This window comes from Candidatus Equadaptatus faecalis (assembly GCA_018065065.1).
Lineage (GTDB): Bacteria > Synergistota > Synergistia > Synergistales > Synergistaceae > Equadaptatus > Equadaptatus faecalis.
This window is the reverse complement of record JAGHTZ010000078.1, coordinates 16,895-31,615: the sequence shown is the minus strand read 5'-3', so window position 1 is coordinate 31,615 and position 14,721 is coordinate 16,895. Positions and strand designations below refer to the sequence as shown.

The 14,721-nt window shown below is 46.8% G+C and carries 14 protein-coding genes and 1 other RNA gene; 14 read left to right on the top strand and 1 reads right to left on the bottom strand.

The features are described from left to right. On the bottom strand, positions 1–152 hold a 152-nt coding region (locus KBS54_06355; protein ID MBQ0055745.1), incomplete at its 3' end, for a cytidine deaminase. A 73-nt stretch (positions 153–225) separates the two neighbouring features. Between KBS54_06355 and rnpB the strand changes: the two genes are divergently transcribed. The 14 genes from rnpB to KBS54_06285 all read left to right on the top strand — a co-directional run bounded on the left by rnpB (position 226) and on the right by KBS54_06285 (position 14,700). Further along, positions 226–566: RNase P RNA component class A (gene rnpB / locus KBS54_06350), an RNA gene on the top strand. Between the two features lie 258 nt (positions 567–824). Next, complete coding sequence (mraZ, locus tag KBS54_06345) at positions 825–1,247, top strand: division/cell wall cluster transcriptional repressor MraZ (protein MBQ0055744.1); 423 nt, start codon at positions 825–827, stop codon at positions 1,245–1,247. Beyond that, positions 1,244–2,149 (top strand): 16S rRNA (cytosine(1402)-N(4))-methyltransferase RsmH, encoded by a 906-nt coding sequence (rsmH, locus tag KBS54_06340; GenBank protein ID MBQ0055743.1) that lies wholly within the window; start codon positions 1,244–1,246, stop codon positions 2,147–2,149. The genes mraZ and rsmH overlap by 4 nt, the downstream gene beginning before the upstream one ends. A gap of 11 nt (positions 2,150–2,160) precedes the next feature. Continuing rightward, positions 2,161–2,556, top strand: a complete 396-nt coding sequence (locus KBS54_06335; GenBank protein MBQ0055742.1) for a hypothetical protein — start codon at positions 2,161–2,163, stop codon at positions 2,554–2,556. Beyond that, on the top strand, positions 2,543–4,252 hold the full coding sequence (locus KBS54_06330; protein ID MBQ0055741.1) for a penicillin-binding protein 2: 1,710 nt from the start codon (positions 2,543–2,545) through the stop codon (positions 4,250–4,252). Before KBS54_06335 ends, KBS54_06330 begins: the two co-directional genes overlap by 14 nt. Continuing rightward, a complete protein-coding gene (locus KBS54_06325) occupies positions 4,249–5,736 on the top strand; it encodes a UDP-N-acetylmuramoyl-L-alanyl-D-glutamate--2,6-diaminopimelate ligase (protein MBQ0055740.1) in 1,488 nt (495 codons plus the stop codon). The genes KBS54_06330 and KBS54_06325 overlap by 4 nt, the downstream gene beginning before the upstream one ends. Further along, on the top strand, positions 5,733–7,115 hold the full coding sequence (locus tag KBS54_06320; protein ID MBQ0055739.1) for a UDP-N-acetylmuramoyl-tripeptide--D-alanyl-D-alanine ligase: 1,383 nt from the start codon (positions 5,733–5,735) through the stop codon (positions 7,113–7,115). The genes KBS54_06325 and KBS54_06320 overlap by 4 nt, the downstream gene beginning before the upstream one ends. Before the next feature lie 2 nt (positions 7,116–7,117). After that, positions 7,118–8,089: a phospho-N-acetylmuramoyl-pentapeptide-transferase gene (mraY, locus tag KBS54_06315; GenBank protein MBQ0055738.1), complete on the top strand. Its 972-nt coding sequence runs from the start codon at positions 7,118–7,120 to the stop codon at positions 8,087–8,089. 2 nt (positions 8,090–8,091) lie between these two features. Further along, complete coding sequence (gene murD / locus KBS54_06310; GenBank protein ID MBQ0055737.1) at positions 8,092–9,441, top strand: UDP-N-acetylmuramoyl-L-alanine--D-glutamate ligase; 1,350 nt, start codon at positions 8,092–8,094, stop codon at positions 9,439–9,441. Next, on the top strand, positions 9,434–10,543 hold the full coding sequence (locus KBS54_06305) for a cell division protein FtsW (GenBank protein MBQ0055736.1): 1,110 nt from the start codon (positions 9,434–9,436) through the stop codon (positions 10,541–10,543). Before murD ends, KBS54_06305 begins: the two co-directional genes overlap by 8 nt. Further along, on the top strand, positions 10,533–11,615 hold the full coding sequence (locus tag KBS54_06300; protein MBQ0055735.1) for a UDP-N-acetylglucosamine--N-acetylmuramyl-(pentapeptide) pyrophosphoryl-undecaprenol N-acetylglucosamine transferase: 1,083 nt from the start codon (positions 10,533–10,535) through the stop codon (positions 11,613–11,615). The genes KBS54_06305 and KBS54_06300 overlap by 11 nt, the downstream gene beginning before the upstream one ends. Positions 11,616–11,620: 5 nt before the next feature. Continuing rightward, positions 11,621–13,036, top strand: coding sequence for a UDP-N-acetylmuramate--L-alanine ligase (murC, locus tag KBS54_06295; GenBank protein ID MBQ0055734.1), 1,416 nt, complete (start codon positions 11,621–11,623; stop codon positions 13,034–13,036). Position 13,037: 1 nt separating this feature from the next. Continuing rightward, complete coding sequence (gene murB, locus KBS54_06290) at positions 13,038–13,916, top strand: UDP-N-acetylmuramate dehydrogenase (protein ID MBQ0055733.1); 879 nt, start codon at positions 13,038–13,040, stop codon at positions 13,914–13,916. A 70-nt stretch (positions 13,917–13,986) separates the two neighbouring features. After that, positions 13,987–14,700, top strand: a complete 714-nt coding sequence (locus KBS54_06285; protein MBQ0055732.1) for a hypothetical protein — start codon at positions 13,987–13,989, stop codon at positions 14,698–14,700. Positions 14,701–14,721 lie beyond the last annotated feature (21 nt).

Below are 14,721 nucleotides of genomic sequence, written 5' to 3'. Positions count from 1 at the left end.
CTTGTGCCCTGAGGGCTCCCGTTATAGCCTGTTGCGAGAATATGGCGGTCTTTAACGATGACTGCGCCGACCTGTTTTCTGAGGCAGGTTGAGCGGCTTGCCACCAGCCGTGCAATTTGGAGAAAATATTCGTCCCACGTTGTGCGTTCCATAAGTTTCACTTCCATTGTTAAGGTTGTTACATTGTAGCATGAATTTTAATTCTTGTATGTGCTATAATCTGTTCGAGTATGCAGTCCGGTCGCTTGCAGGGAATCTGCAAGAGGAAAGTCCGGGCACCACAGGGCAGGATGCCTGACAATATCAGGCGGACGCGAGTCCAGGGAAAGCGCAGCAGAAAATATACCGCCTTCGGGTAAGGTTGAAATGGCGAGGTAAGAGCTCACCGGAGCGTCAGTAATGGCGCTGCCTTGCAAGCCCCATCCGGTGCAAGATCAAATAGGGGAAGTTGAGGCTGCCCGCTGATTCCCGGGTATGATTGCTTGAGCCGCTTTGCGAAAAGCGGTCCAGATAAATGACCGGAGGAGTTTTCTCCCACAAAACCCGGCTTACGGCATGCTCATTAAAAATTACGCCTATGGGCGTAATTTTTTTGTGCTTTTTACATGTCACGTTTTGCAAAATATGCCGCAGTGTCGGCGTTTGGTTGTAAATTTCGTTATTGTACTCAAGTTTTCCACAAAATTCACAATTTCCACATGAAATTTCTTTGATTTTTTGTGGATTTTCAAGAAAATTTTGCATTTTTACTATTGCAAAATTTATGTTGTTGTGTTAAATTGTGTCACGAAATGGTGGATATGTGGAAGAAAGTGGGGGATAAGATGTTAGCCGGCAGCTTTGAGCACAGACTCGACAGCAAGGGCAGGGTTGTTCTGCCAGCCCGTTTCAGAGGCGAGCTGGGCAATGTCGTTGTGGCTACTATCGGTTTCGAACACTGCATAATTCTCTATACTGTCCAGCGCTGGAAAGATTTTGAAGGAAAGCTGAATACGCTGCCTTCGTTCAGAAAGTCAACGCGCGATCTGCGCAGAGCGCTGTTCTCCAATGCGATGGAGCAGGAGATAGATTCTGCCGGACGCATAATGCTTCCTCAGCAGCTCCGCAGTTACGGAAATATCAGACAGGAGATAACGGTCGTCGGCGTAGAGGACCACATCGAAATCTGGGATTCGGAGCGCTGGAAGGAATACAACAGCAGTCTGCCTGATTTGGCAGAACTCTCCGAGGAACTTGAAGGTCTATGACAGAGCATATTCCGGTGATGCTTGCTGAAGTGCTTGAAGCACTTCAGCCGTGGGACAAACTTAATACCTTTGTTGACGCGACACTGGGGCTTGGCGGCCACTCGGGAGAAGTTCTTGCAAAATGCGCGAATGTCTGCATTATCGGTTTTGATCAGGATCCTGACGCAAGAAAAATTGCGGCGGAAAATTTGGCGAAATTTGACGGAAGGTTTGAAATTATAGCAGACAATTTCCGCAACATTTCGGATTTGCTCGAAAGAGAAAATTTCCGTGCTGAGGCAGTACTGTTTGATTTGGGGGTATCAAATCTTCAGCTGACTGAAGCTGAAAGAGGATTCTCGTTTCAGGAAGACGGTCCTCTTGACATGAGAATGGACAGAGGCGACGGAATTGAAGCAGAACTGACGGCAGATGATATTGTCAACAGTTGGTCTGTCAAGGAACTGACGGAAATTTTCAGAGATTACGGCGAAGAACGTTTTGCCTATCAGATTGCCAAAGGCATTGTCAGGGCGAGAGAACACGGGGAAACCGTTCACACTACGGCGGAACTGGTTGAACTTATAAGGAAGATACTGCCTGCTCCCGTACAGAGAAAAATGGGCGGACATCCGGCAAGGCGTGTTTTCCAGGCGCTGCGCATTGCGGTTAACCATGAGCTTGACGCGCTTAACGAGGCATTGAACGAGGCTTTGAAAATTTTGGCTCCCGGCGGAAAAATTTTGGTAATTTCATACCATTCGCTTGAAGACAAGATGACAAAGAAACGTTTCAGGGAATGGAAAGAAAAGGGTTGGGGCGAATTAAGCCCGAGAAAAGCCCTGATACCGACAGAAGAAGAAATTGAACGCAACAGAAAATCCAGAAGCGCAAAGCTTAGGATTTTTGTCAAACAGCAGTAAGGAGGGGAAAAATGCGCTGCAATGAAGAAGATCGCGGGGTGAACACGCCTGCAATACTTTTCTGCTTTTTGAGCGTCTTTCTCAGCGCTGTTTTACTCCTTATGCTGAGGCTCTACAGTGCGAATTTGGAATGCCGCGCAGCGGAAACCGCAGGAAAGATTGAAGTTTGCAGGAATCAGAATGCGCTGATGGAACGCCGCTGCGGTGAACTGCTTTCTGCCGAAAATGTGTATGCCTATGCCATAGAGCATCTGAATATGACAAGCAGCGCGGATATACCGGTGATATATGTTGACTCCGGTTCTGTAACTGCCGCCAAAGCCTCTGTAAATCCTTCGGCTGATTCCGGAAACGGATTCTTCGAACAGTTTAATCCGTTTGTAAACAAGGCGCATGCAAAGAATTAATCAAGGGAGCAGGAGGACTCCGCATTTTTCCAAAGCAGTCTGGTTCTTTGCTTATACGGCCATTCTTGTTCTCGCGCTTGAAACGGCCTGGGTAACTTTAAAGCCTGATTACAGAATTATAAATCAGTCTCACAGTCAGTACTGGGCGAACGTTTCGGTAAGTGCGACACGCGGAAGCATAATGGACCGCAATGGTTCCGCGCTTGCAGTTTCCATTCCGACGGCCAGTTTTTTTATTGACCCTAAAAGCTGGGAAACAAAAAACGCCCATTACCTTGCAAGGTATTTCGGCGAAGATGCGGCACGGAAATTTTCGCGTCAGCAGCCGGGACGTTTTTACTGGCTGAAACGGAACGTAAAAATGGACCTTGCGGCTGAAATTAAGGGAATGCAGCTCCCCGGGCTGTACACAAAGACAGAATACGTAAGAAATTATCCGAACGGCGCAATGGCGTTCCACCTGCTTGGATATTGCGATATAGACGGCTACGGTCAGGCAGGGGTTGAACACGCATGGAATCACATTCTGTATTCGCCTCCGCGTACACGTTTTATGACGCGTTCAGGCGGCGGAAATATGAGTGACCCCATGAACGGAATGGAGAGTTCTTCAAAAGGGACTTCGGGATCTCTTAAACTGACTGTGAATACGAAAATTCAGCAGATTTTGGAAAGAAATCTTACGGATGCTGCCGGAAAAGCACAGGCAAAATGGGCGGCAGGAATATGCGTCAATCCGCGTACAGGAGAAGTACTGGCAATGGCGAGTTACCCTGCGGCGGATCCTAATGACAGGACTTCGTTCAGAGGAGAGGAAGTTCGCAGAAATAACGCAATAGGCAGAAACTATGAGCCTGGGTCTGTTTTTAAACCGATAATGATGTCTATCGCTATGGAAGCCGGTGCTGCCAACAAGAATACAAGTCATTTCTTGTGCAAAGGAACTATTCCGTATGCGGACAAAATTATTAAATGCAACAACAGGAAAGCGCATGGCAGCGAAGATTTGATGCATGTACTTATGAATTCCTGCAACGTCGGGATGTCGATTATGTCCCGCGATGTCAAGCGCGAACAGGCGTACGGGCTTCTGAAACAGTACGGTTTCGGCGAGCGTTCGGGAATAGAAATGACAGGCGAAGAAAAAGGACAGATCAAGCCGCCCGAGGAATGGCTCGGAACTGTTCCTGCCAACGTTTTTATAGGTCAGGGTATTTCCGTTACGGCACTTCAGGAAATAATGGCAATTTCAGCAATAGCCAACGGCGGGGCACTTATGAAGCCGTATATAGTAAAGGAAGTAACAGACCATTACGGCAAAACAGTGCATAAAGGAAAACCGAGGGTTCGTGCGCAGGTGATGTCATCAGAAACCGCCGCGTTTATAAGAAACGCAATGGGAATGGTTGTCGCTGAAGGCGGCGGACAGAAAGCAAAATCCGATAAAGTACATATCGCTGGAAAAACCGGAACAGCACAGGTTTCGGAAAGAGGACGGTATCAGGAAGGGCGCTACGTAGGTTCGTTTGTGGGCTTCTGGCCTGTTGAAAGTCCAAAATACGCAATGCTGATAAGCATAGGCGAGCCGCAGGGCGCATATTACGGCGGCGTAATTTCAGCGCCTGTTTTTAAAGCAATTGCGGAAGAGATAGAGACAAAGATTCCGAAAGAGCATGTCTCGGAGGTGTCAGAATGAAATTTGGCGAACTGGTGAAGGAACTGAAAAAAACAGCGCTTGATTTCACAGTTTCAAATGAAGACGCAAACTGTGCTGACATTAATTTCCTGACTGCTGACAGCAGAAAAGTGCTGGGCGGAACAATTTTTGCATGTGTAAAAGGCGAACACTCTGACGGACATAGTTATGCTTCGGATGCCGTAAAACGCGGGGCATGCGCACTTGTGTGCGAAAAAAAACTTGACGTTGACGTGCCGCAGATAATCTGCGCTGACGTAAGAAGAAATATGGGGCTTGTGGCGGCAGTTCTTTACGGCAAACCTGCGGAAAAGCTTAAGATGCTTGCAATAACCGGAACTACAGGAAAAACAACTTCAACGTTTATGACAAAAGCAATTCTTGATTACGCGGGTATAAAATGCGGGCTGTTGGGCACCGTCTGTTATGACGACGGCGCGGAAAGGACTGAAGCGCCGAGAACCACTCCCGAAGCAGACATTATTCAGTACAAGCTGTCAAAAATGGCTGAAAACGGATGCAAAGCGTGTGTCATGGAAGCATCTTCGCATGCGATTGTGCAGGGAAGGCTTGAGGGCTGCTGTTTTGACGCCGCCGGTTTTACCAATCTTACACAGGATCATCTTGACTATCACGGTACCATGGAAAGCTATTTTGAAGCAAAAAAACAGCTTTTTGAAAAATATATGCGCGGCAGTTGGAAGGTTTCTGCTTTTGCCGACAACGAATACAGCAGAAGAATATGTAGTGAATATAAAAATCATGCCGTGTCCTACAGTCTTGCAAATTCAGATGCAGACTGCAGCGCGGAAATTTTGTCCGTGTCTGCCTCCGGTACCGGCATCAGGCTTAAAATCAACGGACAGATTTATGAAGCGGTTTTGCCGGTAATCGGTATGCATAACGTACTGAATGCAATGCAGGCGCTTACACTTGCGGGGTTCTTCGGCGTAAAAACAGAGACGGCCGTAAAAGCGCTTAAAGCAATGCCGCAGATTCCCGGACGTCTTGAAAGATACATGATTAAAAATTCAGGCTGCTGCGTAATTGACTTTGCGCATGCTCCTGACGGAATGGAAAAACTGCTTACAGCGCTGCGTTCTGTATGCGGCGGAAAACTTGTCGCTGTTTTTGGCGCAGGCGGGGACAGGGATAAAGCAAAGAGGCCTTTAATGGGAGAAATCGGCTCAAGACTTGCTGACTGCGTTATCTTGACGAATGATAATCCGCGCAGCGAAAATCCTGAGACCATTATAGACGCCCTGGAAGCAGGTGCAAAGCAGCACACAGCCGAATGCCTGAGAATAACCGACCGCAGAAAAGCGATTTATCACGCACTGTCGATGATGACAAAGGACGATATAGTTGCGATAATAGGCAAAGGCCCGGAAACTTATATGGAAATCAATGGTAAAAAAATTCCGTTCAACGATAAAGAAGTTCTTTCTGACTGGTGTGCCGAAGAAGGGAGAGAGATAGAATGAACTGTATCATGACCGCTTCGGAAGCTGCAAAAATATGCAAAGGGGAACTGTACGGAAGTGACGCGGATATCTGCCGGAGATGGCGTGCAGACAGCCGTGATATAACTTTCGGTGATGCTTTTGTTGCCGTAAAGGGCGGGAATACTGACGGACATCTTTTCGTACGCCAGGCAATCGACCGCGGAGCTCAAATGCTTCTTGTACAGAAAAACAAAGTGACTGAACTCGGACTTGATTCTCCCGATTATGCCGGACTGAGCACTATTGCTGTTGATGATACGCTCAAGGCTCTCAGCGCACTTGCCCACGCATATTTTGAAAAAGTATCACCGCAGATTGTAGGCATAACCGGAAGCGTCGGCAAAACCACTACGAGGGAACTGCTTGTCGCAGCCCTCGGCAAAAAATACAAACTTCACAGCGCAATACGCAGCTTTAACACCTCCATAGGCTGCAGTCTTGTGGTTTTGGAAATGCCTGCCGATACTGAAATGCTTGTGCTTGAATTCGGAACGAACCATTTTGGCGAAATAAGCGAAATGACAGATTTGTTCCCGCCTGAAACAGCTTTGATAACGGAAATTGCTCCTGCCCATCTTGCGGGTTTCGGCAGTATCGGCGGAGTGCTTAAGGCCAAGCTTGAAATTTGTTCGCGGGGAGTAAGGGTGCTGGTGTACAATGCAGACAACGTGCTGCTTAAAGAATCCCTGCAGGCAGGGGTTAACGCTGAGAAACTTATCGGCGTAGGCTATTCCGGTGATGCCGATCTGAAAATAATGCAGACAAAAATTTCTCTTGATAACAGCGGCGCAAAAATATCAGCTGTATACCGCTCAGAAGATGTGGATTTTGAATGCAGCGCAGGGCTGTTCGGCAAACAGCATGCCTACAATATCGGCTACGCACTGGCGGCAGCGCGTTATTACGGAGTCAGTAATGAAGATATAAAGAGCGCTTTTGCGGAACTTAATCCTATTGCGGGGCGCGGAGTTTGCAAAAAACTGCCGAATAATTCATGGGTAATTGATGAGGCGTATAATGCCAATCCTGCCTCCATGAGAGCAGCGATAGAAAATCTGTACGAAATTTCAGGCAGTATGAAAAAAACAGCTGTGCTTGCAGGCATGCGTGAACTTGGGAAAGACATCCTGTACTGGCATAAGGAAATACTTTTTCTGGCAAAGCGCTGCGACAGACTGTTCCTTTTGGGCGAAGAGTGGCACGCTGTTCCACTTCCGGAAAACGCAAAGCTGTACGACAGCTTCGAAGATTTGACAGAAAACGTGATAAATGAGGATTTGTCTGATACTGTGCTGTTAATCAAGGGATCAAATTCCTACGGTCTTAAAAGGCTTGTAACTGTACTGACGGAGGGTTAAAAATGTTTTATCCATTCGTGTTTTTTCTTGGTATGCTTCTGACGGCTTTATTCAGTGAAGCAGTATTGCAGCATTTCTGGATAGCCCAGATGCTGAAAATGAGAATTGAACAGGTTACGAAAATGTACGGTCCCAGCTGGCACGATAAGGCGAAGATGGGAACGCCTTCCATGGGAGGAGTCGTTTTTGTACTTGTGTATCTCGTGATGTTTGTGGCAGTCGCCGTTTATTGCCGTTTCCCAGCTGATTTGTGCCTTGCTTCTGTATTGTATCCGCTTGCGGCTGCCTGTGTGGGATTTGTTGACGACTGGCTTAAATACAAAAGCAATTCAAGCGAAGGACTGAAAAGCCTTCAAAAATTGTTCATGCAGATATTGATAACCGTCCCGCTTGCCGTTTATGCGGTTGACGGAGAGTTTGTGCTGATTGCAGACATTGTTTTGCCGCGCTGGGCAGGTATTCTGTTTGTAAGTATTTTGGGAGTGACTATATTGAATGCCGTCAACGTTACTGACGGGCTTGACTGCCTTGCAGCCGGTTGTACGCTGATTACGTTCGCAGGCATAAAAGCATTTATGACTCTTGACCCCGTAACCTATGTTGTGCTGGCGGTGACAGCCGGTATCTGCATGGGCTTCTTGTGGCACAACGCAAATCCTGCCAAGGTGTTTATGGGCGACTGCGGATCACATTTCCTCGGAGCGGTCATATTCGTTATATGTCTTAACTGCAACGCAGTACTGTATATGATACCGTTGAGTTTTATTTTTATGATTGAAATACTCTCCGTAGCAATACAGATTTTTACAATAAGGAAACTGCATAAAAAAGTATTCCTGATGAGCCCTGTACATCACCATTTTGAGCTTAAAGGCTGGGGCGAAAATCAGGTCGTAATACGTTTTTGTATTATACACATGCTGGGAGCACTTATGGGTACGATGCTGCTTTCCGTAATTGAAATGTACATGTAGATATGGTCGAAATGAAAAAAGATCTTACAGGCAAAAAAATAAGCATAATCGGGGCAGGCGTCAGCGGCTGCGCGGTTGCCAGACTTGCGGCGAGACACGGCGCTGATGTTTTTGTGTCTGACGGAAACCAGATAGCCGAAGACAAAAAACTACTGTTTGAAACAGAAAATATCAAATGGGAAGAAAATCAGAACAGCGAAAAACTGCTTGAATGCGATGAAATTGTCGTCAGTTCAGGAATACCGCCTTACATACCTGCCGTAAAAGCGGCGCGGGATAAAGGACTGAAACTGACAGGCGAACTTGATTTTTCGTACCCGTATCTTAAAGGCAGAATAATAGCTGTGACCGGCAGCAACGGGAAAACTACGACCTGTTCAATGATTGCTGAGCTTCTTGAAAAAAGCGGTTACCGTTCGACGGCTGCCGGAAACATAGGACTTGGCATTGCCGAACTTGCCGATAAAGAATTTGACTATATCGCCATGGAATTGAGCAGCTTCCAGCTTTACTGGTCAAAAAGTTTCAGATGCAATACCGGAATAATTACAAACCTGGCGCCTGACCATTTAAACTGGCACGGGTCATACGAGAATTACGTGGCGTCAAAAGCGAATCTTTTCAACTGTATAATTCAAAGAGGTGCGGCAATCTGCCAGAAAAGAGACACGGAGCTGCTTAAACCTTCAGCTGAAACGAGCGTGTATATGCTTGGCTGGCAGAATGACTGCAGAATTTTTATGGACAGAGACAGCTCTGCCGCATATCTTGATTCAGAAAAACTTTTTGATTTTTCAGACGTAAAACTTCTCGGCGACCATAATCTTGAGAATGCTGCCATGTCAATGTCTGCCCTGAAACTGACAGATGCTGTTACGGATAAAAAGCTGCTTGCCTCTTTTAAGGCTCCTGAACATCGCTGTGAATATGCAGGAGAAGTAAACGGTATTGTTTTCGTAAATGATTCCAAAGGCACAAATGTCGCGGCCTCCGTTACCGCCATGTCTTCTCTGCCCGGAACAAAAATAGTCATACTCGGAGGGCAGGGCAAAGGTGAGGATTATACTTTGCTTGCTGAAACTGTGCAAAAATATGCCAGAAAAGCAGTTATTATCGGCAGCGAAAGAGAAAAGATTGCGGAAGCGCTTAACAATGCCGGTTATCATGAATTTAAATTTGCGGCGCAGATGAAGGAGGCTGTTGAAACTGCATATGCAATGTCCGAAAAAGGCGAAGCGGTACTTTTGTCGCCTGCCTGTACAAGCTGGGATATGTATCCTGATTTTGAAGCCAGAGGCAGGGATTTCTGCGCAGCTGCCGCTGAAATTATAAGCAGGGAGCGGAATGGATAAAAGCAGATTCAAAATAAATCCTGTGCTTTGGGGAGTGCCGCTTGTGCTGAGCGGCATTGGAATACTGCTTATAGTTTCAACAACGGGACCCTCTTCTTTCAGCATCAACGGCACCCCGTATCAGGTCGGGCTTAAACAGCTTCTGTGGCTGTGTATGGCTATTATCGCATCTGTGTTCATGTATAACGTGCCGCTCAAAATTTGGTACAGGATAAGTCCGTATATGCTGATATGCAGTTGGATTATGACGTGGCTGCCAAAAGTGCCGGGAATAGGCATGGCTATAGGCGGGGCAAGGCGCTGGGTACATATACCGGGTGTTTCTGTTTCGTTGCAGCCGAGTGAACTGTTATGTCTGTCGCTTGCGCTTCATCTTGCCAAAATATTGTCACGGCGTACGCAAAAAGCTGACGGGGTACAGTTTTTGGAAGTAGTCGGACTGTTTCTTGCTTGTGCACTGCCTGTTATGATGCAGCCTGATATGGGTACAACCATGGTGATGTTTGTTATCAGTATGGGAATGTACGTTGAAAGAAAAGGCTGGAAATTTCCGTTATGCGGTTTATTAATAGGGGCAGTTGGATTTTACGGAATGATTTTGCTTCAACCATACCGTATGAGACGCATGGCAGCCTGGCTTGACCCATGGTCAGACCCGTTTAACAAGGGATATCAGACGATACAGGGGCTTATAGCTTTTGCGAACGGAGGTTTCTGGGGCAGCGGGCTTGGACACGGTTTTCAAAAACTGAATTATCTTCCTGCCGCATATACGGATTTTATCTATGCGGCAATCAGTGAAGAAATGGGGTTAATAGGAGCTTTGGTTCTGCTGATGGCTGTAGCGTACTGGCTTTCCCAAGTCAATAAGGTCTATTTCAGATGTGAAGAGGGATATATGGCGTCGCTTACATGGGGGCTTGCACTGACAGTACTGTTCCCTCTCGTGATTAACGTAGGCGGGGTAACAAAGCTGATTCCGCTGACTGGAATGCCGTTCCCGTTTTTAAGCTACGGAGGCACATCGCTTTTGATGATGTGGTCTCGTATCGGGGTAATAATGCGGCTGGAAAAGGAGAGTGAGCCTGACTATGAAGACTGAAAAAAGAATTTTCCTTGTTGCCGGAGGCACGGGCGGTCATATATGGCCGGCTGTTTCGTTCGGCAGATGGATTGAAGAGAATAAACCTGGAGTAAAGGTTGATTTTATATGCGGAAATCGTCCGCTTGAAAAGGAAATATATTCAGCGGCTGAACGTGAGCCGTTTGTGCTTTCCATGACGGGTTCTCCGTTGTCAGGCTGTTTTAAAGAAAAATGCAGAAGAGGCAAGGCGCTGTTTAAGGCTTTCAGCGAGGTCAGGGGAATACTTAAACGCACAAAGCCTGATTTTATACTTCTGTTCGGCGGATATATCTCGTTCCCTGTGCTTCTTGCAGCCCGAATGTACAGAATCCCGGTTGCGATACAGGAACAGAACGCATTCGCCGGAAAAGTTACGCGCTTTGCCGCTGCAAAAAAAATCCCTGTTTTCAGCGGCTGGCAGGATTGTGCTCCGCTTAAAGACGGACAGTATGTAAGAACGGGTGTGCCCGTAAGAAATTTTAAACTTTCGAGACAGAATGAAGCGTGGAAAAGTCTTGGTTTCGGTTCTGCAATGCCGGCCGGCAAAAAAGTTGTTGTTTTCACGGGTTCTCTCGGCAGCAGTTCGGTAAAAGAGCAGATATGCAGAATTGCCGCTCAGACTCCGTTCAGCAGCTGGACGTTCATACTGCCCGCAGCAGCTGAAAGCAGGGAACAGGCTGCAGACAACGTGTATCTTCTGCCCAAAATATGGAACACGGAACTTCTCTACAGTTTGGCAGATATGGCAGTTATGCGTGCCGGCGCGTCTTCGCTGACGGAAGCAGGAATCCTTGGAATTGCCACCCTTGTTATTCCTTGGGAAAAAGCTGCGGACAATCACCAGTTCCACAATGCCGTTGCGTTTGCATCTGACAACGCGGCGCTGGTGTGGAACGGAAAAGACGAGAGACAGTTTGCAAAAAAACTTTTGCAGCTTGAAAAATTAAGTGAAGAAAAACAGCAAATTACGTCTTCAAAATTGTATAATAATGCAGAAGGCATTTGCAGCGGATTATGGGCGGAGATCGCCCCGCACTTCTGGAAGGAGTAGTTGCTATGCAGCCTGACGTTGAACTTAAAACAAAAAACATACACCTTATGGGTATTGGCGGCGCTGGCATGAGCGGACTGGCAGTTCTTTTGGATCAGCTTGGCGCCAATGTTTCCGGCTGTGACGAGGGCGAGAGTGCCTATGCCGAAAAACTGAAAAAACAGGGCATACCCGTTGAACAGGGACATTCTGTTGACCATTTTGAAAAATACAACCCTGACATAATAGTATTTTCAAGCGCCATTCCGCAGGATCATCCTGAAATGACTGCAGCCTGGCAGAGAGGCGTACGTGTTTCAAGACGCGCTGAAATTTTAAGTATAATTTTTAATGCCAGACGCGGTGTCGGTATTGCCGGTACTCACGGAAAAACCACGACCTCTTCAATGATTTCGCTGACAGCAGAAATGGCAGGTATGGATCCGTCCATAGCCGTAGGCGGAGAGGTGCTGGAAATAGGAACAAATGCAAAGCTGGGCAGAGGAAGATACATGGTTGCCGAGCTTGACGAAAGCGACAGATCTTTCGTGTATTTTCATCCTGAAATTGCCGTTGTTACCAATATTGACTGGGATCACAGGGATCATTACATGACGTTTAAGGCAGTGACCGACGCCTTTAACGAATTTCTTTCCAACAGGAAAAAAGGCGGCAAAAGTATTCTCTGCATGGAAGATCAGGGAGTTAAGACACTATTCAGCGATTACGGCGTCAAAGACGGGGTGATAACGTACGGCTGGGGTACGAACTGGAACTGGGGCGCAGCCGACATTAAGCATATTGACGGCGGCGGCGCAAGATACAAACTTTTTCATGACGGGCAGCCTGTTGACGAAATAGAACTCAAGGTGTCCGGCGAGCACAATATTCTCAATTCGCTTGCAACCTGCGCGGCGGCTTTTGAGATGGGAATACCGTTTGAAAGCGTAAAACGCGCGCTTGCCTGTTTCAGCGGTGCAAAAAGACGCCTCCAGAAAATAGGTCAGGTCGGAGACATATTAATTTACGACGATTACGGACATCATCCGAATGAAATAAAGGCAACGCTCGGTACTGTGCGGCAGATTTTCAGGGGCAGAAGGGTGATAGCTGTTTTTCAGCCGCACCGTTTCAGCAGAACAGCGGCGCTTTACAAGGAATTTGCAGAGGCTCTTTCCTATGCCGATAACGCTTTTATACTTCCAATCTACTCGTCATCGGAGACGCCGATGGAAGGCGTTTCTTCTCAGCTGATCTTTGACGCGATAACACAGGACAGAAGGTCACATTACGAACTGTGCGGTGATTTTGACAGTCTGCTTAAGTCAGTTTGCAGGGTGGCAAATGACGGGGACATTATACTGACCATAGGTGCCGGAAGTGTTGGCACTCTTGGAAAACGAATCTGTGAAACGCTTGGCACCTTAAGAGGAGAAAAATAAATTGCCTGAAGGTTATTCCCTCAGAGAATTTAACAGTTGGAAAACCGGCGGAAGCTGTGCTCTCCTGATTGCCCCGCATACCGTTGACGAGGCTGTTGATTTTCTGAAATGCTGCAAAAACGAAAAACGAAATGTTTACGTTCTCGGCGGAGGCACAAACGTGCTTGTCGCCGATGGTTTTATTAATGCCGCGGTGCTTTATACCGGACACATAAAAGGCATAAAAACTGTCAGGCGTGAAAATTTTGTCGAAATTGAAGCAGACTGCGGCTGTACAACAAAACAGCTTTTGGCGTTTGCGCTGGAAAACTCACTGACAGGACTTGAATTCCTTACCGGCATACCGGGCACTTTGGGAGGAGCGCTCAAAGGCAATGCGGGGGGACGTTCGGATGATGGTTTTAACCGCATAATAACGGAAATTACAACTATTGACAAAAATTTCAATGCCAGAAAGTATGCCGGAAATGAAATCAGCTGGCAGTACAGGCAGTCTCCCGTGGATACTGAAGATTTGCTTATTGCTTCCTGTAAAATGGCTTTGCTGAAAGCAGAAAAAAAACAAATTACGGATAAAATCCGCAGTTTTGCCGATTTGAAAAAAGGGCAGCCTATAGGCAGAGCGACTGCAGGCTGTGTTTTCAAAAATCCGGCCGGAGGAAGCGCCGGAAAAATGATTGACGAATGCGGATGCAGAGGCCTGAAAATAGGCGATGCCGCCGTGTCTTCCTCGCACGCGAATTTTATCGAAAATACAGGCAGTGCCTCCGCAGACGAAATATATAAGTTGTGCGAACTGTGCCGCAGCAAAGTGCTTGAAAAGTTTGGAGTAAAACTGGAATATGAGATCCGCTTCATCGGCGACTTCAAGAAAAACTGAACGCAGTATAAAAGTAGTATTTTTGTTTGCGGCACTACTGGCAGGGGTCTTGTTTTCGCTTGAAACAAGAATGCATCTGTTCAGACTGAAAGAGATAACCGCTGAGCCCTGCAAAATACTGCCTGAAGGGAACGTAATGCGAGGTATAACGGCAGTACAGCAGCGTTTTTGGCCGGTATTATATATTCAGCGCGAAAAATACTGTAAAAAAATTGAGTCACAGTATCCGCTGACCTGCAGAATGAATATCGCGGGTTGGGGCAGATTAAAGCTGAAACTTAATGTACTGCAGCCTGCGGCGAAAATTTATTGGGACGGAAAATACTGGTATTTGTCTTCGGACGGAAGGATATGGCAGACAAATATTGAGGAAAACAGTATACTTAATTTGTCTGAGCTTAAAGATAAACCGCTGATTTACTGGAGCGACGACAAGATGCCGCCATGCAGCGCGGAAAGCTCCGGCGGAAATATCAAAAACAGTTCCGTCAGGGCGGAGAATATTTACGAGTGGTATGAAAATCTGAAAGCCATAGCCTGGCTGGATAAAATTGCCGCAATAAAAACTGAAACCAATGACGGTGTTTCGGCTGTCAGAATAATATTCAGGAGGAAGAACGGCAGCAGCGGAGCTTCTGTCCTGATGCCTGAAAATTGCGGTGACTGGATAGTCGCGGGGCTTGCCGTCAATAAAATCTGCACTGATCTGCAGAATCTGTCGCAAACTGATTTTATTGACGCAACATATAAAAATAAAATTTTGGTAAAAACTGTTGTACAATAATAGCCGAAGAAAATGAATTGC